General features: G+C 65.0%; 26 protein-coding genes. 17 read left to right on the forward strand and 9 right to left on the reverse strand.

The genetic code is table 11. The features are described 5' to 3' along the window. Positions 1–22: 22 nt before the first annotated feature. On the reverse strand, positions 23–163 hold the full coding sequence (locus ACVIW0_RS30890; protein ID WP_461355788.1) for a hypothetical protein: 141 nt from the start codon (positions 161–163) through the stop codon (positions 23–25). Positions 164–335: 172 nt separating this feature from the next. Here ACVIW0_RS30890 and ACVIW0_RS30895 point away from each other — a divergent pair, with 172 nt between their 5' ends. Beyond that, positions 336–566, forward strand: a complete 231-nt coding sequence (locus ACVIW0_RS30895) for a hypothetical protein (RefSeq protein WP_461355789.1) — start codon at positions 336–338, stop codon at positions 564–566. A gap of 368 nt (positions 567–934) precedes the next feature. On the opposite strand, the gene ACVIW0_RS30900 is transcribed toward ACVIW0_RS30895, so the two are convergent. Beyond that, positions 935–1,468 (reverse strand): hypothetical protein, encoded by a 534-nt coding sequence (locus ACVIW0_RS30900; protein ID WP_461355790.1) that lies wholly within the window; start codon positions 1,466–1,468, stop codon positions 935–937. A gap of 292 nt (positions 1,469–1,760) precedes the next feature. Further along, on the reverse strand, positions 1,761–3,308 hold the full coding sequence (locus ACVIW0_RS30905; RefSeq protein WP_461355791.1) for an acetolactate synthase large subunit: 1,548 nt from the start codon (positions 3,306–3,308) through the stop codon (positions 1,761–1,763). A gap of 324 nt (positions 3,309–3,632) precedes the next feature. On the opposite strand from ACVIW0_RS30905, the gene ACVIW0_RS30910 reads away from it, so the two are divergent. From ACVIW0_RS30910 to ACVIW0_RS30930, 5 genes are all read left to right on the forward strand, one after another. Continuing rightward, complete coding sequence (locus ACVIW0_RS30910) at positions 3,633–4,211, forward strand: L,D-transpeptidase (RefSeq protein WP_461355792.1); 579 nt, start codon at positions 3,633–3,635, stop codon at positions 4,209–4,211. A gap of 107 nt (positions 4,212–4,318) precedes the next feature. Beyond that, positions 4,319–5,119, forward strand: coding sequence for a DUF2927 domain-containing protein (locus ACVIW0_RS30915; RefSeq protein ID WP_461355793.1), 801 nt, complete (start codon positions 4,319–4,321; stop codon positions 5,117–5,119). A gap of 639 nt (positions 5,120–5,758) precedes the next feature. Beyond that, positions 5,759–6,790 (forward strand): MerR family transcriptional regulator, encoded by a 1,032-nt coding sequence (locus ACVIW0_RS30920; protein ID WP_461355794.1) that lies wholly within the window; start codon positions 5,759–5,761, stop codon positions 6,788–6,790. Between the two features lie 87 nt (positions 6,791–6,877). Next, on the forward strand, positions 6,878–7,873 hold the full coding sequence (locus tag ACVIW0_RS30925; RefSeq protein WP_461355795.1) for a LysR family transcriptional regulator: 996 nt from the start codon (positions 6,878–6,880) through the stop codon (positions 7,871–7,873). 454 nt (positions 7,874–8,327) lie between these two features. Next, on the forward strand, positions 8,328–9,449 hold the full coding sequence (locus tag ACVIW0_RS30930) for a calcium-binding protein (protein ID WP_461355796.1): 1,122 nt from the start codon (positions 8,328–8,330) through the stop codon (positions 9,447–9,449). Positions 9,450–9,626: 177 nt separating this feature from the next. On the opposite strand, the gene ACVIW0_RS30935 is transcribed toward ACVIW0_RS30930, so the two are convergent. Both ACVIW0_RS30935 and ACVIW0_RS30940 read right to left on the reverse strand, forming a co-directional pair. Then, the gene (locus ACVIW0_RS30935; RefSeq protein WP_461355797.1) at positions 9,627–9,839 is read right to left on the reverse strand and encodes a hypothetical protein; all 213 of its coding nucleotides are present in this window, start codon (positions 9,837–9,839) and stop codon (positions 9,627–9,629) included. Then, the gene (locus ACVIW0_RS30940; protein ID WP_461355798.1) at positions 9,832–9,963 is read right to left on the reverse strand and encodes a hypothetical protein; all 132 of its coding nucleotides are present in this window, start codon (positions 9,961–9,963) and stop codon (positions 9,832–9,834) included. The genes ACVIW0_RS30935 and ACVIW0_RS30940 overlap by 8 nt, the downstream gene beginning before the upstream one ends. 244 nt (positions 9,964–10,207) lie before the next feature. On the opposite strand from ACVIW0_RS30940, the gene ACVIW0_RS30945 reads away from it, so the two are divergent. Beyond that, positions 10,208–11,356 carry an ABC transporter substrate-binding protein gene (locus ACVIW0_RS30945; protein ID WP_461355799.1) on the forward strand — a complete coding sequence of 383 codons (1,149 nt, stop codon included), beginning with the start codon at positions 10,208–10,210 and terminating at the stop codon, positions 11,354–11,356. A gap of 127 nt (positions 11,357–11,483) precedes the next feature. Here ACVIW0_RS30945 and ACVIW0_RS30950 read toward each other — a convergent pair whose 3' ends face one another. Further along, the gene (locus ACVIW0_RS30950) at positions 11,484–12,608 is read right to left on the reverse strand and encodes a M48 family metallopeptidase (RefSeq protein WP_461355800.1); all 1,125 of its coding nucleotides are present in this window, start codon (positions 12,606–12,608) and stop codon (positions 11,484–11,486) included. A gap of 4 nt (positions 12,609–12,612) precedes the next feature. Then, on the reverse strand, positions 12,613–13,758 hold the full coding sequence (locus ACVIW0_RS30955; protein ID WP_461355801.1) for a DUF898 family protein: 1,146 nt from the start codon (positions 13,756–13,758) through the stop codon (positions 12,613–12,615). Positions 13,759–14,055: 297 nt separating this feature from the next. On the opposite strand from ACVIW0_RS30955, the gene ACVIW0_RS30960 reads away from it, so the two are divergent. The 4 genes from ACVIW0_RS30960 (at position 14,056) to ACVIW0_RS30975 (ending at position 19,380) form a co-directional block, all read left to right on the forward strand. Then, on the forward strand, positions 14,056–14,442 hold the full coding sequence (locus ACVIW0_RS30960) for a hypothetical protein (RefSeq protein ID WP_461355802.1): 387 nt from the start codon (positions 14,056–14,058) through the stop codon (positions 14,440–14,442). A 244-nt stretch (positions 14,443–14,686) separates the two neighbouring features. Then, positions 14,687–15,958: a cytochrome P450 gene (locus tag ACVIW0_RS30965; protein ID WP_461355803.1), complete on the forward strand. Its 1,272-nt coding sequence runs from the start codon at positions 14,687–14,689 to the stop codon at positions 15,956–15,958. A gap of 230 nt (positions 15,959–16,188) precedes the next feature. Then, positions 16,189–17,463, forward strand: a complete 1,275-nt coding sequence (locus ACVIW0_RS30970; RefSeq protein ID WP_461355804.1) for a cytochrome P450 — start codon at positions 16,189–16,191, stop codon at positions 17,461–17,463. An 81-nt stretch (positions 17,464–17,544) separates the two neighbouring features. After that, the gene (locus ACVIW0_RS30975) at positions 17,545–19,380 is read left to right on the forward strand and encodes a class I SAM-dependent methyltransferase (protein ID WP_461355805.1); all 1,836 of its coding nucleotides are present in this window, start codon (positions 17,545–17,547) and stop codon (positions 19,378–19,380) included. Between the two features lie 10 nt (positions 19,381–19,390). Here the strand turns inward: ACVIW0_RS30975 and ACVIW0_RS30980 are convergent, their stop codons facing one another. Continuing rightward, a complete protein-coding gene (locus ACVIW0_RS30980) occupies positions 19,391–20,023 on the reverse strand; it encodes a MarR family winged helix-turn-helix transcriptional regulator (RefSeq protein ID WP_461355806.1) in 633 nt (210 codons plus the stop codon). On the opposite strand from ACVIW0_RS30980, the gene ACVIW0_RS30985 reads away from it, so the two are divergent. From ACVIW0_RS30985 to ACVIW0_RS31000, 4 genes are all read left to right on the forward strand, one after another. Further along, positions 20,007–20,903, forward strand: a complete 897-nt coding sequence (locus tag ACVIW0_RS30985) for an alpha/beta fold hydrolase (RefSeq protein WP_461355807.1) — start codon at positions 20,007–20,009, stop codon at positions 20,901–20,903. The genes ACVIW0_RS30980 and ACVIW0_RS30985 overlap by 17 nt on opposite strands. 69 nt (positions 20,904–20,972) lie before the next feature. Beyond that, positions 20,973–21,776 (forward strand): isocitrate lyase/PEP mutase family protein, encoded by an 804-nt coding sequence (locus ACVIW0_RS30990; protein WP_461355808.1) that lies wholly within the window; start codon positions 20,973–20,975, stop codon positions 21,774–21,776. 143 nt (positions 21,777–21,919) lie between these two features. Beyond that, the gene (locus ACVIW0_RS30995) at positions 21,920–22,477 is read left to right on the forward strand and encodes a phosphonopyruvate decarboxylase (RefSeq protein WP_461355809.1); all 558 of its coding nucleotides are present in this window, start codon (positions 21,920–21,922) and stop codon (positions 22,475–22,477) included. Further along, the gene (locus ACVIW0_RS31000; protein ID WP_461355810.1) at positions 22,477–23,070 is read left to right on the forward strand and encodes a thiamine pyrophosphate-dependent enzyme; all 594 of its coding nucleotides are present in this window, start codon (positions 22,477–22,479) and stop codon (positions 23,068–23,070) included. The genes ACVIW0_RS30995 and ACVIW0_RS31000 overlap by 1 nt, the downstream gene beginning before the upstream one ends. Before the next feature lie 13 nt (positions 23,071–23,083). On the opposite strand, the gene ACVIW0_RS31005 is transcribed toward ACVIW0_RS31000, so the two are convergent. Further along, positions 23,084–24,007, reverse strand: coding sequence for a LysR family transcriptional regulator (locus tag ACVIW0_RS31005; protein ID WP_461355811.1), 924 nt, complete (start codon positions 24,005–24,007; stop codon positions 23,084–23,086). 152 nt (positions 24,008–24,159) lie between these two features. On the opposite strand from ACVIW0_RS31005, the gene ACVIW0_RS31010 reads away from it, so the two are divergent. Together ACVIW0_RS31010 and ACVIW0_RS31015 are read left to right on the forward strand one after the other, a co-directional pair. After that, complete coding sequence (locus tag ACVIW0_RS31010; RefSeq protein ID WP_461355812.1) at positions 24,160–25,329, forward strand: acyl-CoA dehydrogenase family protein; 1,170 nt, start codon at positions 24,160–24,162, stop codon at positions 25,327–25,329. Positions 25,330–25,340: 11 nt separating this feature from the next. Beyond that, positions 25,341–26,441 carry a CaiB/BaiF CoA transferase family protein gene (locus ACVIW0_RS31015; protein ID WP_461355813.1) on the forward strand — a complete coding sequence of 367 codons (1,101 nt, stop codon included), beginning with the start codon at positions 25,341–25,343 and terminating at the stop codon, positions 26,439–26,441. Positions 26,442–26,456 lie beyond the last annotated feature (15 nt).

Consider the following 26,456-nt stretch of genomic DNA (forward strand, 5'->3'; position numbering starts at 1 on the left):
CGTCTGCACGGACCTGCCCGCCTCAGATCCCGAACATCCAGACCGCGACGATGGTGGCAAGCGTCGCCACGCCGCTGACCGTCCAGCCCACCGCGTAGAATGTGTTCTCCGGGGCGGTGTCGAGCACGATGTTGGTGGTTTCCGTCATTGACCGCCAGCGCATGGCGTCTCTCCTCGGAACTCCTGCCCGGCGGCCTAACGCGCATCGTGGTTCCCGGTTCCGGGCCGCCACGCCGTTCACGCACAGCTCACGGACTGCTGATCGGGCCAGCGGAACCCTGCGACATTCTGTCTCGTTGAGGCGTCGATAGGAACCAACTTGGGAGAACCATCCGATGCGAACATTGATCCTCGCCGCCACGGCGCTTGCCTTCGTTTCGTCCACCGCGCTCGCGCAGGACAAGGCAGGCAGCAGCCCGGCCCCCGCAGCACAGAGCGGTGACACGGCAGCCAAGGGCGAGGCGACCAAAATGGCGCCGAAGAAGAAGGCCAAGAAAGCCGCCAAGAAATCGAGCACCAAGGCCGGCGCCGCCGCGGCCGGTGACGATGCGGCCGCCAAGCAATAAACAGAAACAATCGCGATTGCTGATCGCAAACCCAGTGATCAAGGAAAAGGCCGCCCGAAGGCGGCCTTTTCACTGTCCCGGCGCGGATGCTGCCTCGGCCTGTGACGTCGCATTCAACTGCGCCGCCGGCTTGAAACAGGAGAACTCGGCCCAGTGGGAGCTGGGCCAGCGAAATTGAGGTGCGGGAGAGGGAGCGAAAGAGGCGCAGAGCCGATAATCCGCACCGCCATCGGATCGTTCTGAAAAATGACCACCGGCTCCAGGAATTGCTCCACCTCCCGCACCTTCATTTCTGCCGCGCGTGCTGAGGCGGCGCATGATCCAAACGGGCTATCACTGCCATGCGCGGAAAGATTCATCGATCAGGCTTAACGCGGCGCGCCGTCGCGCCCCTCCGCAAGCCCGCTCTCTCGCAGCCGCTCCGCAAACCAGCGGGACGCGGCGCCGTCGATGGCGCCGCCGGCATAGACCTCGGACGAGCTCACGCCGTTCGGCCCGAAGATCACGAGAACACCCGTCGCATAGGCAAACCAGACATTCGGGTCGGTCAGCGCCTGCAGCTTGCGCTGATCGTGCTCGAGCGGCTGGTGATTGCTGTCCTTGCGCAGCTCGATGGCGAGCAGATTGTTCGGGATGTCGCGCTGATGCACGACGATATCCGGGTAGATCGACTTGCCGAGATGGTCATCGGTCGAACTCCCCGACCCGCGCGGCAGTCGCAGCGTGCGCTCGCCGAGCCGATCGTAGTTGCAGTCGACCTGCCAGCCCGGAAACTGCCGCTCGACATAGACCGCCAGCCGGTGAGTAAGCGTTCGCTCGCCAAGGTCGCGCTCCAGCAGGAAGGTCTCCTGCGCATAAAATTCCGCGACGGCGGCGATCACCTTGTTCAGCTCGGTCTGCATTGGCGCCTCCGACTGGACTGGACCCTGATGAGATTAGGTTGAGCTGGAGCGGCATCGAAAGTTCACCTCTCCCTTGGGAGAGGTCGATTTGCGTGGCAAATCGGGTGAGGGGTGACGGTCTATCGAGAGAGCAAGAGCCCTCACCCGGATTGCACTGGACGATGCTTCGCATCGCCAGGCGCAATCCGACCTCTCCCCGGCGGGGAGAGGTGGACCGAGACTCTGCCAAGCCGATTCAATCAAAGCTCATCCCGCTTTAGACCGCCGCCGCGGCCGTTTGAGATAACGCTTGCTACATTTGTACTTCGATCAGCCGCGGTCCCGGCTCGGCGACGGCATTCGCCAACGCCTTGTTGAACTCATCCGCCGTGGTGACCGCCACCGCCGGCACGCCCATGCCCCTGGCGAGCGCGACGAAGTCGAGCGTCGGCCGGTCGATCTTCAGCATGTCCTGCGCCCGCTTGCCCGGCTCGCCGGCGCCGACACCGTCGAACTCGCCGCGCAGGATCTGGTAGATCCGGTTGGCGAACACGATGGTCACGACATTGAGCCCTTCGCGGGCCTGCGTCCACAGCGACTGGATCGTGTACATCGCGCTGCCGTCGCCGACCATGCAGATCACCTTGCGGTCCGGACAGGCAACGGCCGCGCCGGTCGCCACCGGGGTCGAGAAGCCGATCGAGCCGCCCATGTTCTGCAACCAGTCGTGCGGCGCGGCGCCCGCCGTCGGCGGGAAGAAGCCGCGGCCGGTGGTGACGGACTCGTCCACCATGATGGCGTTGTCGGGGATCGCGCACGCGATCGCCTGCGCGATCGTGGCGTGGTCGAGCGCGCCGGTCGGCTTGACCAGCTCCGGGTGCTGCTGCGGCTTGACGTCCTTTGCCGTCGCATGCAGCGCATTGGCCAGGGCCTCGAGGGCTGCGACCGAATTCTCGCCCCAGGCGGTCATGCGATGCACCTCGCAGCCTTCCGCCTTCAGCATGCTTGGCTTGTTCGGATAGGCGAAGAACGCCACCGGATCGTTGGCCTCGACCAGCACAATGTGACGGAAATTCTTCAGGATCGGCAGCGCCTGCTCGATCACATAGGGAATCCGGTTGATCGAGAAGCGGCCGCGGCCGCGCGCCATCCGCGGGTGATAGGTCTGGCCCATCACGGTGCAGCCGGTCTTGCCGGCGATGCGCTCGGCCAGCGCCAGCCCGTGCTCGCTCAGCGCGCTGCCGGTGACCAGCAGCAGCGTGTGCGCGGCATCGCCGTGCAGGATCTTCGCCGCGATGTCGACCGCCTGTGGCGAGTAGCTCGGGCGCTGCGTATCAACCGGCACCTCGGCTGTGCCGTCGGCCTCGTTCCAGGCGGTGTCGGCCGGCAAGATCAGGGTTGCGATCTGCGGCGGCGCGCTCTTCGCCGCGGCAATCGCCGCCGCGCCGTCGGCGGCGACCGACTTGGCATCCGGCGAGGTGCGGACCCAGGACGACATCGGCCGTGCCAGGCCCTCGATGTCAGAGGTCAGCGGTGCGTTGTAGCCGATGTGGTAGGTGGCGTGCTGGCCGACGATGTTGACGATGCCCGAATGCGCCTTCTTGGCGTTGTGCAGATTGGCAAGGCCATTGGCGAGACCGGGCCCGAGATGCAGCAGCGTCGAGGCCGGCGTTCCCTTCATGCGGAAATAGCCGTCGGCAGCCCCCGTCACCACGCCTTCGAACAGCCCGAGCACGCAGCGCATGCCCGGGACCTTGTCCAGCGCCGCGACGAAATGCATCTCCGAGGTGCCCGGATTGGTAAAGCAGACATCCACGCCGCCTGCGACCAATGTCCGCACCAGACTTTCCGCACCATTCATGCTCTCGCTCCCGTTTCGCGGTGTTCTTGAGATCGCTCCAGATCATGATCCGATCCGTTGAATCAGATCATGGTCTTATCCTTTTGTTTGGCCGCGTTTTCTTGACGCGAACCGGTACACTTCGCTTGAAAACGCTCCAGATCAACCATTCTTCATCCGCTTCGTCAAAGGCTTGGCCGGACAATGCAGGTATCGCCTGCGGTCTGTTGCCTTTTTAAACCCTGTTGCCGGAAAGTGCCTGAACTCACCGCATCGTCGCTTGCGAAACGCCGGCAATTGTGGCCTCTCTGAGCAGATATTTGATTGTTCGCGAGGACGACGACCATGCGCCCGATTGCCTTGATGTTTGCCGCGCTCACGATCCTGGCAGCCGCCGGCCAGGCCCAGGCCCAGTTCTTCGACTCCCGGGGCTACAACGGTGACAACTCGCCCTTCTTCTTCGGCGGCGGTGGCGGCGCGGGTCCGATCCCGCGCACCATCGTCAACTACCCGACCAACTACGCTCCCGGTACCATTGTGGTGAACACGGCCGAGCGCCGGCTCTATCTGGTGCAGGGCAACGGCACGGCGCTGCGCTACGGCATCGGCGTCGGCCGCGACGGCTTCCGCTGGGGCGGTGTCCACCGCATCTCCGCGAAGAAGGAATGGCCATCCTGGACGCCGCCATCGCAGATGCTGCGCCGGCGCCCCGACCTGCCGCGCCACATGAACGGCGGCATCGAGAACCCGCTCGGCGCGCGCGCGATGTATCTCGGCTCGACGCTCTACCGCATCCACGGCTCGAACGAGCCGGAGACGATCGGCCAGGCGGTCTCGTCGGGCTGCTTCCGCATGACCAACGAGGACGTCCAGGACCTCTATGATCGGGTCTCGGTCGGTACCACCGTGGTGGTCAAGAACTGATCGCGCCGATTTCGCCGGTACCCGGCGCGGCGATCCGGCACGATCGTTGATGGCGTCGCCTTGATCACGCCTTGCGCTGCCGCAAAGCTTGCGGCAGCGTTGTCTCGATGTCCCAGCCCCGCCTCTCGATCCTGCTCGTTGTCGCCGCAGCGCTCGCTGCATGCGTCACTGACACCACCGTGCCCGCGGCCGCCACCGAGGTGCCGGCGATCGCGGCGCGCCAGCGCAACGAGAAGAAGGTCTTCACCGACGCCGAGATCGTCGAGGGCTTCCTGAAGACCGCGTTCGGCGCCGAGTATCATCTTGCCGGACGGGTCGACCGCATCCGCAAATACGACAGACCGGTGCGCGTGTTCGCCGACGGCAGCCGCGCCGACCGCAAGGCGCAGCTCGCCAAGGTCATCGCCGACATCCGCGCCAGGGTGCAGCATCTCGACATCGCGATGACCGACGACCAGGATGCCGCCAATGTCGTGGTCAAGCTGGTGCGCGACCGCGAGCTCTACCGCACCATCGCGACCTTCTACGGCCAGGAACGCGCCAGGGAGATCCGCTCCTCGCTCGATCCGCAATGCCTCTCCGGCTTCCGCAAGAACGAGAATTACGAGATCGAGCATTCCGACGTGATCCTCACCGTCGACAACGGCGATTTCGTTTTCCTCGACTGCGCCTATGAGGAGCTGTTGCAGTCGCTCGGCCCGATCAACGACACCGCGACCGTGCCGTGGACCATGTTCAACGACAGCGTCTCGATGGGCTTCTTCGACGTCTACGACCAATATCTGCTCAACCTGCTCTACGACCCCCGCATCAAGCCCGGCATGAACGTGCAGGAGGTCAAGGCCGTTCTGCCCGCCGTGCTCACCGACGTCCGCGCCTGGGTGGCGAAGGTGAACCATCTGGAGTGAGGGCGTGGTCGTTCGGCGCAAGATGCTCGTCACACCCACCACTGTCGTCCCGGCGAAGGCCGGGACCCATACTTCGCGACGGATGTTGTGGACCGGACTCTTCGTTGTCGTCCTGGCAAAAGCCCGTAATCACCGCATTTTCATTGTGAACGAGATTGTGGCCCCAGCGTCGCGCAGCAATTCGCATTTGGGGTAATGGGTCCCGGCCTTCACCGGGACGACGATGAGGATAGCTCTCGCTTCAGGATGTCAGACAATGCGCGCGTGAGCGAGCCGCTGGCGGAAGGGTTCCCTCTCCCCTTGCGGGAGAGGGTTAGGGAGAGGGGTGCCACACGACGTGCACTCTCCGTATTCCATCTGCGACCAGCAAACCAAATTGCGAGAGCTATGCCCTCATCGCTCATCTCGCCCGGGGCCACCCCTCTCCCCACCCTCTCCCGCCGGAAGTCGGGCTTGCCCGACTTGCGCGAATTTATGATGCGCAACCGGGGTAGACCCCGGTTGCATGGGAGAGGGAGCCCACGACTGGTGCGTCCCTCACAGTCATTCTGCGACATGAGAATTACCATCCCTCCGCGCTTGACCTTGTCCCTGCGGCCGCCTCCATAGAGGCGCGGTCAGATGACGCGAGATGATTCGATGAATGCTGCTGCCGCCCGTTTCCTCAGCCCGTCCGAAGCTGCGAGGCAGCTCGGCATCTCGGCGAAAGCGCTGCGCCTCTATGAGGAGCGCGGCCTGATCGCACCCGGCCGCACGCCGGCGGGATGGCGCGCCTATGGTCCGGCCGAGATGGCGCGCGGCGCCGAAATCGTCGAGCTGCGCGCGCTCGGCCTCAGCGTCGGCGACGTGGCGCGGATCCTGGGCGGCGACGCCGTCGTGCTCGGCCGCGTCCTGGCCGCGCACGAGGCCACGCTCGAAGCGCGCATCCGCCAATGCAGCGACAGCATCGCCAGAATACGCCGGCTGCGCGCCGACCTCGGCGGCGGCAAGCTGCCGGCGACGCGCGACCTGATCGGTGCGGTCAGAGCGCGGCCGGCGATCGGCGTCGCGTTCGATCTGCCGTGGCCGTGGGGCGGCGAGCGCTTCGAGCTGCGCGACGTCAAGGGGCTGAACTACATCGTCGGCCCGCTCGGCAGCGGCAAGACGCGCCTCGCGCAGCGGCTCGCGGACGCGCTGCCGGGCGCCAGCTTCATGGGGCTCGACCGCACTGCCGACGGCGGCGCGGCGGTCCGTGCACGGCTCGATGCCGACCCGGCGCACAAAGCGCGGGTCGAGGCGAGCCTTGCCGTGCTGCTCGCCGACGGCGCGACGGACTCACCGGCGCTGATCACCCTGCTCGCGGCGCTCGAGGCCTGCGACGGCGCGATCCTCGTGATCGACATGCTCGAGCACGGGCTCGATGCCTCGAGCCAGGAAGCCGTGATCGCGCATCTGCGCCGGCGTGGGCCGGAGGCGCGGCCGCTGTTCTTCCTGACGCGCTCCAACGCGATCCTGGACCTCGACGCGCTCGCTGACGACGACGCGATCATCCTGTGCCCTGCCAACCACAGCCTGCCGATCTGCGTCGCGCCCATTCCGGGCGCGGTGGGCTATGAAGCGGTCGCGACCTGCCTCGCCTCGCCGGAGGTGCGCGCGCGGACCGAAGGCATGATCGTGTGGCGGCCGCCCTGATTTCTCGCATGAGTTGTATTATAATCATACAACAATGCACGACTCAGATCGGATGCGCGGCAAAAAACTGTGCTATAAGCTCACACAATGACCGAGCTTCCCCGTACCCAGGCCTTGCGTTGCTTCATCACGGTCGCCCGTGAGGGCACTGTATCGCGCGCCGCCGCGATGCTGAAACTGACCCAGCCGGCGGTCAGCTTGCAACTGAAGGCGCTCGAGGAAAGCACCGGGCTGCTGCTGTTCAACCGCACACCTGCCGGATTCACGCTGACCGAGGCCGGCGCCGCATTGCTGCCGCTGGCGCACCGCGCGGTGGCGGCGGCGTCCGACTTCAAGGCGATGGCGGATCAGCTGAACGAGGCGCAGCGCGGCACCTTGCGTGTCGGCACCATCCTCGACCCCGAATTCACCCGGCTCGGACCGTTCGTGCGCAGCCTTGCGATGTCCTCGCAACGCACCGAAGTGTTCCTGCGCCATGGCGTGAGCGACGACGTACTGGCCCAGATCGGCAGGGGCGAACTCGACGTCGGCTACTATGTCGACGCCACGCCGGCGGACCAGCTGGTCCATCACAGCTTCACTGAACGGACCATCGCCGGCGGCCGCTATCAGCTGGCGCCGCTGCTCTGCTACGACTACCGCGTGATCGCGCCGATCGGCTGGCGGGACCGGGTGATCGGCAAGGGCTGGGCGGAACTCGCCGAGCTGCCGTGGCTTGCGACACCGCCGCATTCCGGTCACCGGCGGCTGCTCGACGACATCTTCCGCCCGCTCGGCGCATTGCCGAAGCGCGTCGGCTATACCGATCAGGAAGAGGCGATGATCGACTTCGTCGAATCCGGCCTCTGCCTCAGCCTCGCACGCGATAGCGTGCTGGCGCCACGGATGGCGCGCCCGCATCAATTCGTGGTCGCCGACCGAGTGAAGCTGACCTGCGATCTCTCCTTCGCCAGCCTCGCCGCCCGCCGCCACGAGCCGGTGATCGCCCACGCGTTCGCCGCGGTGCGCGCGGTGTGGAATATCAAGCCGGCGATCGCCGGCGCCGGGCCGACGCGGACAAGGAAAGTCGCGAAGAACGTCTGACGCGGCTGTGCCGCCTTGATCGTGTCGGCGGACCAAGGATAGCCAATTCACTCAGGACCATTGCGGAGATTGGCGAGGCCGGTAATGATGTTGCGACCGCGCCGGATCGCTTGATGCGCACAACAGCGGCACGATCGGCAACAGAGCGAGAGCGAAGTTCGGGACGCGGCGCGACGAGCGCTTCATGCCTGTATCCTACCAAAAAATTGGCATAGCAATTCCATCCAGGGCTGCAGGACAGGCACGATTCAACCGCCCGCCGCCACGCGATCGGTCTCGATACACAATTGGCAACAAATCGCATTGGTCATGCTTCCGCGCCGGGTCTTGACTGAACCTCGCCGGCCATATCCCATTTGAGCTTTGGTCAGTGAGCTGCCGAAACCGATATTTTTGGCGGTTGGCCGGCTCTTTAACAGCCCGCCGAGCGCCTCCATGTGCTGTGGAGTTTTTCATGACCACTTACGTTGGGACCAACAGCGACGACACGTATTCTTCATCTTCCGACGACGTCTATTACGGGCTCGATGGCAACGACAGCCTGACGGCGGTCTACGGACCAAAAAATCCGGTTATCTATGGCGGCGAAGGAAACGACACGCTTTCCGGGTTCGCCGCCACCGCCTATGGCGGCAACGGCAACGATCTGATCTCGTCGACCGCCAGGGCCTATGGCGGTGATGGCAATGACAGCTTGCTAGGCATCGCGCAGTCACCCAATGGGACCGGAGGGCCGGCCTATGCGGACGGCGGCACAGGAAACGATTACGTTCAGGTCATCGACGGGCTGAACACAACCACGGGCTCGTACCTCTACGGAGGCGATGGCAACGATACGCTCGAGCTGGTCACAACCCCCTATTATGCAAACGGCGGGGACGTCCTCTACGGGGGCGAGGGTGCGGACCTTCTGTTCATCACCGGACCATACGGGGTGTACGGCGACCTCATGTACGGAGGGGCCGGTAACGACACGATCCTCGGCGGCGGCGCAGCGGACACTCTCGTCGGTGATGCTGGGGTGGATTTGCTCGAAGGCGGCGGCGGCAACGACTATCTCTACATGGCGTCCGGTGGCGGCACCGCCTATGGCGGCGATGGCAGCGACGTGTTCGTGGGATCATTGGCCAACGACATCATGATCGGCGACGCCGGAGATGATGTTCAGTACGGCTATGGCGGCAACGACTATTTGTATGGCGGCGCCGGCAACGACGCGCTGTTCGGCGGCGACGGCACCGATGTGCTGATCGGCGGCGCCGGCAACGACTATTTCGACGGCGGTACCGGCGTAAACTACTATTTCGGCGGCAATGGCGGCGGGCCGGGTTCCGGCCTCGGCACCAATACGTTCAATGTCAGCCTCGGCGGCATCGACGTGATCCAGGACTGGACCGAAGGCCAGGATGTCGTGGCACTCAACGGCTCGGGCTTCCAGTCCTTCGCCGACGTGCTCGCGCACTCCTACCAGAACGGCGCCTACTTCGTGGTCCAGCTCAATCCGCTGACCGCGGTGTGGCTGAACGGCGCGACCGCCTCAACCGTGACGGCGAGCGATTTCACGATTCAGAGCTAGGCGGCAACGACCACTGCGCCGTCCTACCAGGCGTAGCGGATGATACTCTTGCCGTGCCCGCCGCGGCTGGCACGATGTGACTGCCGGCACTTCGCAGCCGTGCGCGCGTCGTCAAGGTTTTCAATGTCGCTGACGTCTCGATCGCGCGAGACCACGGCAACGGCCGGCCGGCCAGTCCTAGGCCGCAACGACAACCGGCCGCGTCATATCAGCCATTGCCGGCACCAGCGACGGCGCCTCGCAATCCTGCAGAGCAAGCTGGTCCACGAGTTCTTGCAGCCGTGGCGGCAGATCGGCGTAATCGCCGCGCAGGGCGTGGCGCAGCCGCTCGCCGATCTCTTCGCAGATGGCGCGCGCGTGCTCGGGCGCGATCGGATGAGGCTCACGCATCGACGCGGACCAGTTGGACGTCAATTGCTTGCAAAGGCCGCGAGCCGTCAGACGGCATTTCCGCGAACGCGGATCCCGCATGCGCACATGCGATCAAAACCAGGATCCGAACAATGGTGAACATGGTTCGTACTCCCTCTTCTCCTCCATAAATAGCAGCAGGTCGTTGCCGCCCGATTAGGGAAACTGGTTCTCGCGGCCTTTAAGGACGTGGTAAACGCGAAGTTTCAGAACCGGGCCGCGGCCGATCATGTCCCCCGCGAAGGGGACAGACACAGCCAGTGGAATCAATATGATGCGGGACCGGACGCCGGTCGGCTATCATCGGCCGCGCATCAAACAAAAAGAACCTGCTGGGAGGATTTGCAATGAAGCTGGCCATGGCCGGACTCTGGGTACTCGCGGGTGCGGTCCTGATTGCGCCGGATGCGCGGGCCGACATCAAGGTCGGCGTCGTGGTGTCGGCATCCGGACCGGGCTCGGCGCTCGGCCAGCCGCAGATGCGCACCATCGCGGCGCTGCCGAAGGAGATCGGCGGCGAGAAGGTCAGCTATATCGCGCTCGACGACGAATCCGATCCCACCAAGGGCACGCAGAATGCCCGCCGCCTGGTGATCCAGGACGGCGTCGACATCCTGATCGGCTCCTCGCTCACCCCCGTGACCATGCCGATGCTCGACGTCGCCTTCGAATCCAGGACGCCGATCATCTCGCTCGCGGCGGCAACCGCGATCGTGCGACCGATCGACGACCGCCGCCGCTGGGCCTTCAAGGTGGTGCCCAATGACGATCTGATGGCGGCGGCGATCCTGAAATACATCGCCAAATCCGGCATCAAGACGCTGGGCTATATCGGCGTCTCCGACGGCTATGGCGAAGGCTATTACAATGAGGTGTCGCGGCTGGCGCCGTCGCTCGGCCTCACCCTCACCACGCACGAGGTCTATGCGCGCGCCGACACCAGCGCGATGGGCCAGGCGCTGAAGGTGATCGCGACCAACCCGGAGGCGGTGTTCATCGCCTCCGCCGGCACGCCGGCCGTGCTGCCGCAGGAGGCGCTGCGCAGCCGCGGCTATGCCGGCAAGATCTTCCAGACCCATGGCGTGGCGTCGGAGGAATTCATCAAGCTCGGCGGCGCCAATGTCGAAGGAGCTGTATTCACCGGCGAGGCCTTCACCATCGCCGACGACCTGCCGGCGAACGATCCGTTCCGCCAGGTGCGCGACGAGTTCGTGTCATCGTATGAGAAGGTCAACGGGCAAAAGCCGAATATCTTCGGCGCGCATCTGTGGGACGCGGTGACGCTGTTCAGGCGCGCGGCGGCCATCGCGCTGAAGACGGCAAAGCCCGGCACGCCGGAATTCCGCGCCGCGCTGCGCGATGAACTCGAGCGCGGCAAGGACGTCTATCTGAACAACGGCCTCTCGACCATGAGCCCGACCGACCACAACGGCTATGACGAGCGGTCGGCGTTCGTGATCAAGGTCGACGGCGGCAAGTTCCGGCTGGTGAAGTGACGCGACCGGCCGTCGGCCAGCAAAGACGTAGCCCGAATGGAGCAAAGCGCAATCCGCTTCTCCGCGGATGGACCGGCCCCGGATTGCGCTGCGCTTCATCCGGGCTACGGGTCTGAGATAGCTTGCCTCACACCTTGCCCTTGCCGGATCCGCAGATGCCCTTCAGCGCCTGCCATTCGGCCGGTGACAGCAGCGGCGGGCCGCTCGGCCGGCTGCCGGCATCGGCCTTGTCCATGCGCGCGAGGCGGTCCTCGGTCAGCGGGTGGCTGGAGACCAGCGAGAGGCCCTTGCCGCCTTCCTTGCCGGTGACGCGGAACATCAGTTCGCCCATCGGCTTCGCCGGACGGCCGAGCCTGTGCATGGTCTCGATCGCAAAGCTGTCGGCATTGGTCTCGGCGTCGCGCGAATAGGACGACGTCACCAGCGAGCGCGAGGCGAAGATCAGCGCGCCGGAGCCGGTGACGTCGCCGAACAACAGCCCGATCAGGAACGACGTGCCGCCATTGTGGATCAGCTCGCGCATGCTGTCGCGATGCCGGAGATGGCCGAGCTCATGCGCCAGCACGCCTGCGATCTCGTCGGGGTTTTCCGCCTTCTCCAGCAGCCCGTCGAACAGATAGACTTTGCCGCCCGGCAGCGCGAAGGCGTTCGGCACCGACGTCGCCAGCACGCCCGAATGCACCGAATTGTCGAGGCCGGCGCTGTCCCGCAATTTGCCGACCAGCTTCGCGAAGGCCGCCTGTCCCGCCGCGTTGCTGCACGGCTCGCCGTCGAACACCACCTTGACCTGCGCCTCCGCGACATCGCCGAGCCGGCGTTCGAAGGAATCCGGCACCAGCGGCGTCAGCCGCTCGGCGGCGAGCGGCACGCCGAACAGCACTACCAGCACGATCGACACCGCGGCCGCGACCGACCAGCCGACGATCGCGGCGACGCCCTTGCGGTTCGGCAGATCGGCCTCGAGCGTATCGCAGCGCGCGACAAGCTCGGCGATCAGCTGAGGATCACGGATCTCTAGCCGCGCCAAGGCCGGCGCGCTCTGGCAGCTCAGCCGCAACAATCCGGACGGGCTATCCGCGCGGCGGATGTCGCGGAACGCCCAGCGCGCCAGCAGGTCACCGTCTTGCCTGATCTCCAGCGCATCGGTCAGTTTGAGCGCGACGATGCGCCGCCGGTTCGACAGGCCGTCGAAGAAGACGCCGCCCGGATCAGGCAGCGCCGCAGAGTTCGTCGCGCCGGCATCGGATTCCATGATGCTAGAATCCGCCCACATCGAGGCCGTCGGCAAAGCCCTCGCCGAGCGCGTTGGCGAGATCGCCGCGCGCGGTGACGTTGGCCGCCGCAGCGATGTCGTGCACGATGGTCGACGACAGCACCCGGAGCCAGAGATCGCGCATCAGATAGACCCGCATCACCACATTCATCGCCAGCGCAAAGGCGAGATAGCCGATAGCGAGCAGGACAATCAGGGGAATGCTCTTGGCGAACGCCTCGGTCTTGAAGAACTCATCGATCGAAGAGCCGTTGATGCTGGCGGCCAGGAAGACGCAGAGCACCGCGTAGACTGCAAACACCACGACAAGCAGCAGGATCCAGCCAATCACCTTCCAGTAGAGGCCGACCAGCGCGCCGCGGCTCAGCGTCGATTCGACCCGCACCTCGCCGAAGCGGATGCCGGACAGCCACCAGCGCCACTCGACCGCCTTGAACGCGGCATAGGCGAACGGCGCGAAGACGTAGGACGACAGCGCGAACGGCATCAACAACCACAGCCACCAGCCGCGTTTGAAGAACTCCCAGCCGCGGCCCTCGAAGGAGCCCTGCAGGTCGCCGTAATAGGAATGCCGCATCTTGTAGCGCTCGAGCGCCGCCTCGCGCCAGGGCAGCGCTAGGCCGATCGTGATCACGACCAGCAGGCCCCACAGCGAGGCCTTGAGCGCATAAACCCAGCCCGAGCCGCTCATCCAGAAGCGGACGCCGCGCCACACCGTGCGGGTCAGCCGGTAACGCCGCGCGCGGTAGATCGCGAACTGGCCGAACAGGTAGAAGAAGGCGACCAGCGGCAGCGAGGCGAACGCCTTGAGATGTTCGGCCTCGATGCCGATCAGGAAGTAGCCGAGATAGATCGGCACCAGGATCGCCAGCGCGACCAGGAAGCCGATCAAGAGCTCCTTGCCGCGGCCGGTATATTCCGGCGCGTCGCCGTCGATCAGGGTGTTCGACCAGAGGTGACGGCGGATGTCGGTGGTGAGCCAGAACCGATAGAAGCCGACGGTGATCATCTCGAGCCCGGCGCCACGCGCCACCAGGCGGAAGAACTCCTTCCGGTGCCCTGAAAACGCCACCGGCATCGGCGGCGGTTGCGGGGGCGGCCCCAGCGGGGTCCAACTCATATCGTTCACGGGACAGCTCCAGGACGGGACAATCTCTGCGCATCAAAAGCACAGGTTTGTCGCTCCGAGTGTGATCCAGGTTTCACACAAGGTCGAGATCGCCGGGCGATTTTTGGCCGGATGCGGTTGGCCATGCCTTAACGGCATTGCCGGAAACAGGGCGATCCCCGACGCCGGTATCCCCCGTCGGGCAAGGGGGCCACCTGCCCGCCCGTCGTGCGTGAGCGTCGAACCCAAGGAGGGAACCAGATGACTTATGGATGAGGCGCTGCAAGCAAGACGTCGCCGCAACCGAGGAAAGTCGCGATGAACAAGTGGATCATGTCGGCATGCTTCTCGACGTTCTTCTTTGCGCTGACGGCAGCTCCCGCTGCCGCCGTCGATGTGCGGCTGGAGTCCTATCGCAATCCGAAGAACGAGAACTTTCGTATCTTCAATCATATGTACCTGGACGGCGTCAGGGGCGGCCTGATGGCCTCCAATGCCTGGCTGAAGCGGCATGGCGGCCAAATGCTGTTCTGCATGCCCGGCGACCTCGCACTGAGCAGCGAGCAAGTCGAAGAGATCATGCTCAAGTCCGCCGACAAGCGATCCGCGAAAGGCGACATGGCGATCGCTCTCCTGCTGCTGTGGGGCATGCAGGACACCTACCCGTGCGAGAAAGCCGGCAGCGAAAAAAACGACAGTCAATAAGCGGCTGCGGCATCGTCGCACGATACCATCGAAACCGAATCAAACACCGTTTCAAACAGGCGTGGTCACTCGGCACTGACGTTCCGCCCCCGGATAAGGTCCGGATTCGGCCGCCTTGGCCTGACATCAATGCGGCCAAATGCGCGTCGACAGGCCTTGCGCGAACGGCGGAATGGGAATGTAATTCAGTAAAACATGCCGCGCCGGCGATGCCCCGGCCGCGGCAACGGTTGAGGAGCCGCCCATGCACGGGACCATCGATCTCGTCGACGACAGGAATCTGGACGCCGCGCGCGAACGCGCCAACACGCTGCCGCTCGCGGACTACGATCCCGGCAATCCCGAACTGTTCAAGACCGATACGTTCTGGCCGTATTTCGACCGGCTGCGCCGCGAGGATCCGGTGCACTATTGCAAGGACTCGATGTTCGGTCCGTACTGGTCGATCACCCGCTACAACGACATCATGGACATCGAGACCAACCATTCGGTGTTCTCCTCGGCTGCTTCGCTCGGCGGCATCACCATCCGCGACGTGCCGCCGGATCTGCGGCGCGAAAGCTTCATCGCGATGGACCAGCCGCGCCATTCGGCGCAGCGCAAGACGGTGGCGCCGATGTTCACGCCGACGCATCTCGACGAGCTTGCCATCAACATCCGCAAGCGCTCGACCGAGTGCCTCGACAATTTGCCGCGCGGCGAGGTGTTCGACTGGGTCGACAAGGTCTCGATCGAGCTGACGACGCAGATGCTCGCGGTGCTGTTCGACTTCCCCTGGGAGGACCGCCGCAAGCTGACGCGCTGGTCCGATGTCGCCACTACCCTGCCCGGCGCCGGCGGCCTCGTCGCCAGCGAGGACGAACGGCAGGCCGAGCTGATGGAATGCGCGAGCTATTTCGCGCGACTCTGGAAGGAGCGATCGAGCCAGCCGCCGAAGAGCGATCTGCTCTCGATGATGGCGCACAGCGACGCCACGCGGAACATGGATCCGAAGAACTTCCTCGGCAATTTGATCCTGCTGATCGTCGGCGGCAACGACACCACGCGCAACACGCTGTCCGGCAGCATCTATGCGCTCGCCAAGCATCCGGAGCAGTACCGCAAGCTGCGCGACAACCCGGCCTTGATCGACAGCTTCGTGCCCGAGGTGATTCGCTGGCAGACGCCGCTCGCCCATATGCGGCGCACCGCGCTCTCCGACGTCGAATTCCGCGGCCGCCAAATCAAGAAGGGCGACAAGGTCGTGATGTGGTACGTCTCGGGTAACCGCGACGAGGAGGCGATCGAGAAGCCCTACGAGTTCCTGATCGACCGCGCCCGACCGCGCACCCACATCTCGTTCGGCTTCGGCATTCACCGCTGCGTCGGCCTGCGGCTCGCCGAGTTGCAGCTCAAGATCATCTGGGAAGAGATCCTCAAGCGCTTCGACACCATCGAGGTGGTCGAGGAGCCGCAGCGGGTGTATTCCAGCTTCATCAAGGGCTACGAGACGCTGCCCGTGCGCATCGCCGCGTGAGGGTGCGTCGGCTGTCGTGTTGAAACATTTGCGCCGCTCGGCTTGAGTTAGGGTGGCACGATCGGATGGGTTCCCTCCCCTCCGCAACCGGGGTTTACCCCGGTGCGGACCATCAATCTACACAAGTCGGGCAGGCCCGACTTGTGTGCGGGGGAGGACTCTCCCCCGCAAGGGGGGAGAGAGCCCAACTACCTCCCGAGCGGCTTTGGAAAATCGTGTAGAGAGAGACCATGAACGTCCAGACTGCCATCCGTGCCGACCGGGCCGAACTGGAGCGCCAGGCGCGCGAGGAAGCGTATGCGACCCCGCTGAAGGACTTTCATCCCGGCGCGCCGCGGCTGTTCCAGAACGACACGCTGTGGCCATGGTTCGAACGGCTGCGCAAGGAAGAGCCGGTGCACTACTGCACCAATGCCCCGATCGAGCCCTACTGGTCTGTCGTGAAGTACAACGACATCATGCATGTCGACACCAGCCACGGCATCTTCTCTTCCGATTCCACGCTCGGCGGCATCTCGATCCGCGACGTGCCGCCCGGCTACGACTATCCGAGCTTCATCGCGATGGACCAGCCGAAGCACGCCCATCAGCGCAAGACCGTGTCGCCGATGTTCACGCCCGATCATCTGGACGAGCTGGCCAAATTGATCCGCCAGCGCTCGGCCAGCGTGCTCGACAATCTGCCGCGCAACGAGACCTTCAACTTCGTCGAGCGCGTCTCGGTCGAACTGACCACCCAGATGCTGGCGACGCTGTTCGATTTCCCCTGGGAGGAGCGGCGCAAGCTGACGCGCTGGTCCGACGTCTCGACCGCGCTGCCGAAGAGCGGTGTGGTCGACTCGCCGGAACAGCGGCGGCGGGAGATGGACGAGTGCTACGCCTATTTCTCCAGGCTCTGGAACGAGCGCGTCAACTCGGCCCCGCGCAACGATTTGCTGTCGATGATGGCGCATAGCGACGCCACCCGGCACATGGACCCCGACAATCTGATGGGCAACATCATCCTGCTCATCGTCGGCGGCAACGACACCACGCGCAACACCATGAGCGGCTCGGTGCTGGCGCTGCACGAGCATCCCGAGCAGTTCAGGAAACTGAAGGAAAACCCAGCGCTGATCGACACCATGGTGCCGGAGGTGATCCGCTGGCAGACGCCGCTGGCACATATGCGGCGCACCGCCCTTGTCGACACCGAGCTCGGCGGCAAGACGATCAGGAAGGGCGACCGCGTCGTGATGTGGTACGTTTCGGGCAACCGCGATGACGAGGTGATCGAGCGTCCAAACGAGTTCATCATCGACCGCGCCCGGCCGCGCACACATTTGTCGTTCGGCTTCGGCATCCACCGCTGCGTCGGCATGCGGCTCGCCGAGCTGCAGCTCAAGATCGTCTGGCAAGAGATGCTGAAGCGCTTCGACCGCATCGAGGTGGTCGGCGAACCGAAGCGGGTCTATTCCAGCTTCGTCCGCGGCATCGAGACCCTGCCGGTGCGGATCCCAGGCTGAGCTGAGATTGTCCTTGGCCACACATGCGATCGGCTCTATGTCTTTGCGCCGCATCTTGCAGTTGGGGCCAGTTGACGGAACATGAACCGAAAAGAACGGCGCGCGGCCGGTAAGCAGCGGGACCCCTCCGCCAGGAACGCACCCGCTTTCGGTTCCGCGGGCGTCAGCATTGCCAGCCTTGCCGCCGAGGCCAGCCGCTTCTACGCGACGCGCCGCTTCGGCGAAGCGCAAGAGATCTGTCGGCAAATCCTCGCGCGCGAGCCTGCCCATGTGCAGAGCCTGAACCTGCTCGGCCTGATGGCGCAGGCAGCCGGCGATCACCGCGCCGCCGCGAAGCTGTTCACGAAGGCGATTGCGTCAGACGAGGTGAACGCCGCCTGCCACTACAATGCCGGCAACTCCTACCTGGCGCTGGGCAACCGGACCAAGGCGGCGGCGCATTTCGGCAAGGCGCTGGCGCTGGGCATGGATGCGAAGGCGGTCGCCTTCATCCTGCAAAGCCCAACCGTCAGCCGCTATATCGAACGGATTGCGGGCAAGTGGCCGCTGCCGATCGCGAACGCCGAATTGTTCGGCAGCGAAGGTATCGCCGCGCTTGCAAGCGATCTGTTCCTGCGTTCGGCGATGGAAGCGACGACGCTGGCCAGCATGCAGCTCGAGATGCTGCTGGGGCATGCGCGGGCCGAGCTGCTGCGGCTCGCGAACAACGAAGACGACGTCGAGGACGACATCGTTGCCTTTGCCTGCGCCCTCGCCCGGCAATGCTTCATCAACGAATATGTCTACGGGCAGACCGAGGCGGAAGCTGAACGCGCGGCCGCATTGCGCGATCGGTTGCTGCGAGACCTTGCATCAGGCGCTGCGATCGCGCCACTGACGCTGGCGGTGGTTGCGGCCTACTTCCCGCTTCACACCCTGCCCACGGCGGACGCGCTGCTGCGCCGGGACTGGCCTGCGGCGATCTCCGGCCTGTTGCGAGTGCAGCTTCGCGAGCCGCGCGAAGAGATGGCCGAGCGCAGCGCCATTGCGACGCTCACCTCGATCCATAACGACGTTTCCGTTGAGGTGATGCGGCAATACGAGGAAAATCCCTATCCGCGCTGGACCGTCAACCCGCTGACGGCGTTCGCGGCCGATCGGGCGCGGGGACGATCCGTGCCGACGGCGGAGCAGCAGGCCGAGCGGGATATCCTGATCGCCGGTTGCGGCACCGGCTCGCACGCGATCCAGATCGCGCAGGTCTATCCGAACGCGCGCCTGCTCGCGGTCGACATCAGCATGACCAGCCTCGCCTATGCGCGGCGCAAGACCCGCGAGCTCGGCTTGCGCAACATCGAGTACGCCCAGGCGGATATCCTCGAACTGGGTTCGATCGATCGCAGCTTCGACAGCATCGAATCGGTCGGCGTGCTGCACCACCTTGCCGAACCCTTTGCCGGCTGGCGCGTGCTGGTCTCGCTGCTGCGTCCGGGCGGCACGATGCGCATCGGCCTGTACAGCGAGCTGGCGCGCCGCGTCATCGTCGAGGCTCGCGCCCGCATCACCGGGCGCAATTATCGCGCCGCCGCCGACGACATCCGACGGTGCCGGCAGGACATCTTCCGCGAGGCGGAGCAATGGAAGCCGCTGATCGGCGCCCGGGATTTCTACAGCATGAGCGGCTGCCGCGATCTCATGTTCAACGTCATGGAGCATCGCCTGACGATCCCCGAGATCGCGGCCTTCCTCAACGACCACAGCCTGACGTTCCAGGGCTTTGAGCCGTTTGACGACCCGTCAGTGCTCGACCAATTCCGCAAGCAGTTCGCGGGCGCAGCCGACGAGACCAATCTCGATCAATGGCACCGCTTCGAGATCGACCATCCCGCGACGTTCTGGGACATGTACGTGTTCACGGCACGAAAGAGCGCACCTTGACAGCAGGGCGCTAGCGCGCGTGCTGACCTTTGTTGGTCGGCAACGGGCAATTGGTGCAGACTCGGTCGTCGCACATCCGGCAGATCGTGAAGCGATCCATCTCGGACGTGTTCTGCCTTGCCAGCAGCTCGCGGATCAGCGTTGCGAGCTGCTTTCGCTCGGCGGACGACAGCACGTCCAGCAACGACGTCACGGCTGATATTCGCGACGCCAACAATTCGTTGCGGGACGCGGTGCCCGACGCCGTCAGATGCAAGGCGACCTCACGGCCGTCCTTGCCCGCCCGGCGTTCGACCAGCCGGTCCGACACCAGCCGGTCGACCAACCGGACCGTTCCGGAATGCGACAGGCCGAGGATCCGCCTCAGCTTGTCGTTGGTCATGCCCTGGCCGTAGCCGATCACGATGAGCGCTGCAGGCGTCTCGCCGCCGCGGCCGACCACCTCGCGTGCACCCTGCTCGATGCGATCCATGACGGCGAGCGACAGCGCGCCCAGCAGATTGGCGATTCCGTTTTCCATGCCGAGAATAATATGTGCGCTGCGCACAAAAAACAACTTGACCATATATGTGCGCTGCGCACATATTAACTTGGGAGAGCAATGACGACGAAAATGGAGAGCAGCGATGACGATCCGAAGCACCGCGCAGGCAACACCGGACGCCGCTGGCCGCGAACCCGTGCTGAGATACGTGCAAGCCAACGGCGTGCGATTTGCCTATCTCGAACAGGGCAGCGGACCGCTTGTGATGTTCATGCACGGCTTCCCCGACAATGCCTGGTCGTATCGCAAGCAGCTGCAGGTGTTCGCGGATGCCGGCTATCGTGCGGTTGCGCCGTTTCTGCGCGGCTACGCGCCGACGGAGATTCCAGCCGACGGCATCTTCGACCCGATCGCGCTGGGCCGGGATCTCGAGGCGCTGATCGCGGCGCTGAGCGACGACGGACGGGCCTGCGTCGTCGGCATGGATTGGGGCGGCACGTCGACCTTCCAGGCGCTAGCCACGGCGCCGTCGGCGATCAAGGCCGCGGTGGTGATGAACACCGCGCACCCGATCACAATCCCGAGCCTCAGGAGCGATCCCGATGCGGTTCGATCGGTCTTCCATGTCTATTTCTTCACGGTGCCCGGCGCGCACGCGGCGGTCAACATCGAGGGACTTCCCTTCATCGACTACCTTTGGAAGTTGTGGTCGCCAAGCCTGGAGAACGACGCGCATATCCGCTCGGTCAAGCAGACGCTCAGCTCCCCCGGTACCATGAAGGCGGCGCTGAAATACTACAACGGCCTGGTCGATGCCGGAGTTGCGGGCCGGCTGCCGATCACCGACATGCATACGCCGACGCTGACGATCTATGGCGGCAACGACCCGACAGCGCGCTATTCGATCAAGGAAGAGCCACTCTTCAAGGGGCCGCATCGGCGCGTTGTCCTGCCCAACGTCGGGCACTTCCCGCACCTCGAGCGCGAGGCCGAGGTCACCAGTCTGATCATGGACTGGTTCAAGACCCACGCCGATTGAACTGGCGCACCGCGAGCAGCGGCCACGTCAGCCGATATCTTTCCGTTTCCTTCAAAAGGAGTGCGCGCAATGGACGCCACGACACAGCGGCACTACGCCGAAGCATTTCATGCCCTTCACAAACAGGGTGATCCGCTCGTCCTGTTCAACGCCTGGGACGTCGCCACCGCGAAGGCCATCGCAAAGAGCGCGCCGGCGGTGGCGACCAGCAGCGGCGCGGTCGCAGCCGCACTGGGCTATGCGGACGGGGAAAATGCGCCGCTCGAGATGATCGAAGGCCTGGTCTCACGCATGACCTCGGCTGTCTCGGTTCCAGTATCGATCGATCTGGAGGCAGGATATGGCGACACGGCAGAGGCGGCCGCGCATTCAGCGGCCAGAATCCTGAAGTCCGGCGCCATCGGCATCAACATCGAGGACGGGCTTGTTGGCGGAAAACGGCAACTCGTCAGCCCGGAGCAGCATGCCGCAAAGATCAAGGCGGTGCGGAGCGCCGCGCAGCAGCTCGGAATCCGTCTCTTCATCAATGCGCGCACCGACCCGTTTCTGCTGAAGTTCGGCTCGCCGGATCAATGCCTGAGTGAGGCGGCGCGGCGTGCGAAGGTCTATGCCGATGCCGGCGCCGACGGCATTTTCGTACCCGGACTGACCGACCTCGCGCTGATCGAGAAATTCGTTCAGCTCACGCCGCTGCCGGTCAACATCATGGTGACGCGGGGCGTTCCCGAAATCCCGGAGCTCACCCGGGTCGGTGTTCGCAGGATCACCTTTGGGCCTTGGCCGATGATGGCCACGATGCGCGTCATCGGAGAGGCCGCCGCCGCGGTCATCACGAGGAAGCACTACGGCCCGTTTCTGCAGCCGAATGCCTGAGTTCGAAGGTCGCCGGCCGCGGCGACGCGGGTATACAAATCCGGTATAGCTGCGCGAGCCAGATGCGAAGGGAGTTAAGGCTGCTCGCGCGCTAAGCCTTCGGCGTGAGGACGCGCCACTGCGCGCCCCGAGCCGAGGCCATCATGGACCAGATTGCCGTTCACCAGGACAGCGCCGCCAGCACCGACTGGCCGGTTGCGATCTACCGCACGCTGAAGAGCTTTGGCGTAGCGCAGGTGTCCTACGTGCCCGATGCCGGCCATTCCAGGCTGATCAAGCTGTCGCACGCCGATGCCGACATCAAGACCACGGTGCTGACGACCGAGGAGGAAGGCGTGGCGCTATCCGCCGGCGCCTGGCTCGGCGGCGATCGCGCGGTGCTGCTGATGCAATCGAGCGGCGTCGGCAATTGCGTCAACATGCTGTCGCTGATGGCGAGCTGCCGCTTTCCGCTGCTGACCTTGGTGACGATGCGCGGCGAATGGGCCGAGTTCAATCCCTGGCAGATCCCGATGGGCCGGGCGACGCCGCAGGCCTTCGAGATCATGGGGACGTCGGTGCTGCGGCTCGAGAACCCCGATGACGCCGAGGAGGTAATCTCGGCCGCCGCCTCGCTCGCCTATGACGGCGACCAGCAGGTCGCGGTGCTGATCGCGCAGCGGATGATCGGCCGCAAGAAGTGGACCATGGAGACGCACTGATGTCGGCAGCAACAGGCACCCTCGACCGCCGCGCCGCCGTGAAGGCATTGCTCGCCGACCGCGGCGATTTGCTCGTGATCTCCGGGCTCGGCTCCTCCTCCTACGACGTGTTCGATGCCGGCGAGCACCCAGGCAATTTCTATCTCTGGGGCGCGATGGGCGGCGCCGCGATGGTCGGGCTCGGGCTGGCGCTGGCGCAGCCGAAGCGGCCGGTGCTGGTCGTCACCGGCGACGGCGAGCAGCTGATGGGGATCGGCAGCCTCTTGACCATCGCAACCAAGCAGCCCGGCAACCTCTCGATCGCAGTGCTCGACAACGGCCATTTCGGCGAGACCGGCATGCAGCTCAGCCATTCCGGCCTCGGCGCGAAACTCGAGGTGATTGCTGATGGCGCGGGCATCCGCAATGTCTCAGAGATCGCCGAAATGGCCGGCATCGAGAGCTTCCGCAACGGCCTGCGCGATCTCAACGGCGGCCCGCGGCTGGCACGGATCCGGATCGCGGCCGGCGAAGTCGAGCGAGCGCTGCCGCCGCGCGACGGCAGCTATCTGAAGAACCGGTTCCGCGGCCATCTCGGCTTCAAGGTGAGCTGATGCGAGACCGCGCTCAGGCGAGCTGGATATCCCAGAGCCCCTCGGCGCGCAGCGCGGCGACCTCGTCGCGCAACAGCTTTGCGATCAGCGTCATCGCATTGGAGCCGGGATGCTCGACCGGGGAAGCCAAGGTCAGCTCGCGCCGCGGCGCCGGGCGCGCGATGGCGGCGGTCTCGAGCCGGCCCTCCGCGACCTCACTGCGCACCGAGGACGGCGGCAGCATGGTGTATCCGAGCCCCTCCTCGACCAGGCTGGTCAGCACCCGAAACGAATCGGCCTCGAGCTTGACGTCGAGATCGATCTTCTTTCTCGCCGCGGCATGTTCGAGCAGCGCGCGGAGGCCGTGCGAATGACTTGGCAGCACCAGGCGCTGGCGCATCAGCCAGCCGAAATCCACCTGCTTCTTCTGCCTCAGCCCGCTGCCGCGCGGGCCGACCGCGACGATCGAGTCGCGGCCGAGGCTCTGCACCGCCAGATGCAGATCGACCGACGGTCCGTAGATCACCGCAAGGTCCATCTCGCCGCGATGCAGCCACTCGATCAGATGGCCGCTGTAGCTCTCGACGATGCAGAGCGAGATGCCGGGATAGCGTTCCACCGTGCGCCGCGCCAGCCGCGCCGACAGCACGCAGCTCACGGTCGGCACCAAGCCAAGCACGACGCGCCCGGACGGCGCGCCGCCGGCGGACTGGATATCATCGCGGATCTGGTCGATCTGCCGCACGATACCGCTGGTGCGCGCCAGCAGCAGCCGGCCGGCATCGGTCAGCACCATGCCGCGGCCGTTGCGCGTGAACAATTCGGTGCGCAGCTCGTGCTCCAAGAGCTTGATCTGCCGGCTCAGCGCCGGCTGCGCGACCCGCAAGGTATCGGATGCCTTGCTCAGACTCCCGAGTTCCGCGACGCACGCAAAGGTCCTAAGCTGGCGGAAATCCATACTTGCCAATCCTGGAAGGCAGGTTCATACGCTATAACAAAACAGCATAGGGAGTTAACCGGGGCCCCACAACAGCGGGCGTTTTCCTCACGCGAACCGGCTTCCGTTTCGCGCGAAAATGCTCAGGCGCAACCTCTCGGCAAGACGAAACAATGACCGCACACGAACAGCACACCGACGACCACTCCGACATCCGCGACGCGGTGGCAAAACTCTGCGCCCAGTTTCCCGGCGAGTACTGGCGCAAGCTCGACCGCCAGATGGCCTATCCGAAGGAGTTCGTCGATGCGCTGACGCAGGCCGGCTATCTCTCGGTGCTGATTCCCGAGGAATATGGCGGCGCGGGCCTGAAGCTGTCCGCCGCGGCGGCGATCCTGGAAGAGATCCAGCGCGCCGGCTGCAATGGTGGCGGCTGCCACGCCCAGATGTACACGATGGGCACCGTGCTGCGGCATGGCAATGACGCGCAGAAGGCGAAATATCTGCCGAAGGTCGCAACCGGCGAATTGCGGCTGCAGGCGTTCGGCGTCACCGAGCCGACCAGTGGCACCGACACCTCCTCGCTGAAGACCTTCGCGCGCCGCGACGGCGATCATTACATCGTCAACGGCCAGAAGATCTGGACCAGCCGCGCTGAATATTCCGACCTGATGATCCTCTTGGCGCGCACCACGCCGAAGGAGCAATCGCGAAAGCGCACCGACGGGCTGTCGGTGTTCATCGTCGACATGCGCGAGGTGAAGGGCAAGGGCCTCGAAATTCGCCCGATCCGCACCATGATGAACCACGCCACCACCGAGGTGTTCTTCACCGACATGAAGGTGCCGGCGGAGAATCTGATCGGCGAGGAAGGCAAGGGTTTCCGCTACATCCTCTCCGGCATGAATGCCGAGCGCATCCTGATCGCCGCCGAATGCATCGGCGATGCCAAGTGGTTCATCGCCAAGGCCACCAACTACGCCAAGGAGCGCAGCGTGTTCGGCCGGCCGATCGGCCAGAATCAAGGCATCCAGTTCCCGATCGCGAAAGCCTACGCCTCGATGCGCGCGGCGGAATTGATGGTGAAGGAAGCGACCCGCAAATATGAAGCAGGCCTCGATTGCGGCGCCGAGGCCAACATGGCCAAGATGCTGGCGGCCGACGCCTCCTGGGAAGCGGCCAATGCCTGCGTGCAGACCCATGGCGGCTTCGGCTTCGCCGAGGAGTATGACGTCGAGCGCAAATTCCGCGAGACCCGGCTCTACCAGGTGGCGCCGATCTCGACCAATCTGATCCTGTCGTTCGTCGCCGAGCACGTGCTCGGCATGCCCCGCTCCTACTGAGTTGTCTGATCATGCTGCCGCTTGAGGGATTGACCGTGATCGCCGTCGAACAGGCGGTCGCCGCGCCGTTCTGCTCGTCACGCCTGGCCGATGCCGGCGCCCATGTCATCAAGATCGAGCGGCCCGAGGGCGATTTCGCCCGCGGCTACGACGCCGCGGCGAGAGGCCAGAGCAGCTATTTCGTCTGGCTCAACCGCGGCAAGGATTCCGCCGTCGTCGACCTCGCCACCAGGGAAGGCCGCGCGCAGCTGGAACAGCTGATCGCGGGCGCCGACGTGCTGCTGCAAAATCTGAAGCCGGGCTCGATGGACAAGCTCGGCTTCTCGCGCGAGCGGCTGCGCAAGGATTATCCTGACCTGATCATGTGCACGATCACGGGCTATGGCGACACCGGCCCGTACGCCGACCGCAAGGCCTATGATCTCCTGATCCAGGCCGAGAGCGGCCTTGCCTCGATCACCGGCGGCCCCGAGGGCGCCTCGCGCGTCGGCATGTCGATCGTCGATGTCGCGACCGGCGCCACCGCGCATGCCGCGATCCTCGAAGCGCTGATCGGACGTGGCCGCACCGGCCAGGGCGCCGATATCCGGATTTCGATGTTCGACGTGATGGCCGACTGGCTCACCGTACCGCTGCTCAATGCCGAGGACGGCAAGCCGCCGAAACGCATCGGCCTCGCCCACCCCTCGATCGCACCCTATGGCGTGTTCCGCTCCAAGGATGGCAAGGAGATCCTGATCTCGATCCAGAGCGAGCGCGAGTGGAAGACGCTGTGCGCCAAGGTGCTGGGACAGCCGGGCCTGCCCGACGATCCGCGCTTCGCCAACATGGTCGAGCGCGTGCGCAACCGCGCGCAGACCGACGGAATCGTCAGCGACAGTTTTGGCAGACTGACGCGCGAGGAGCTACTGGCGAAGCTTGCGGAAGCCGACATCGCCTTTGCCGAGGTCAACAGCATGGACGACCTTGCCAAGCATCCGCATCTGCGCCGCATCGAGGTCGACACGCCGAACGGCAAGGTCAGCTATCCGGCGCCGGCCGCGATCGTGGTCGGCGAGGACAGGCGCTACGGCAAGGTGCCCGCGATCGGCGAGCGCACCAAACGATCCTGACATCTCTCCTGCCCG

The sequence above is a fragment of the Bradyrhizobium sp. USDA 4454 genome (assembly GCF_054822705.1).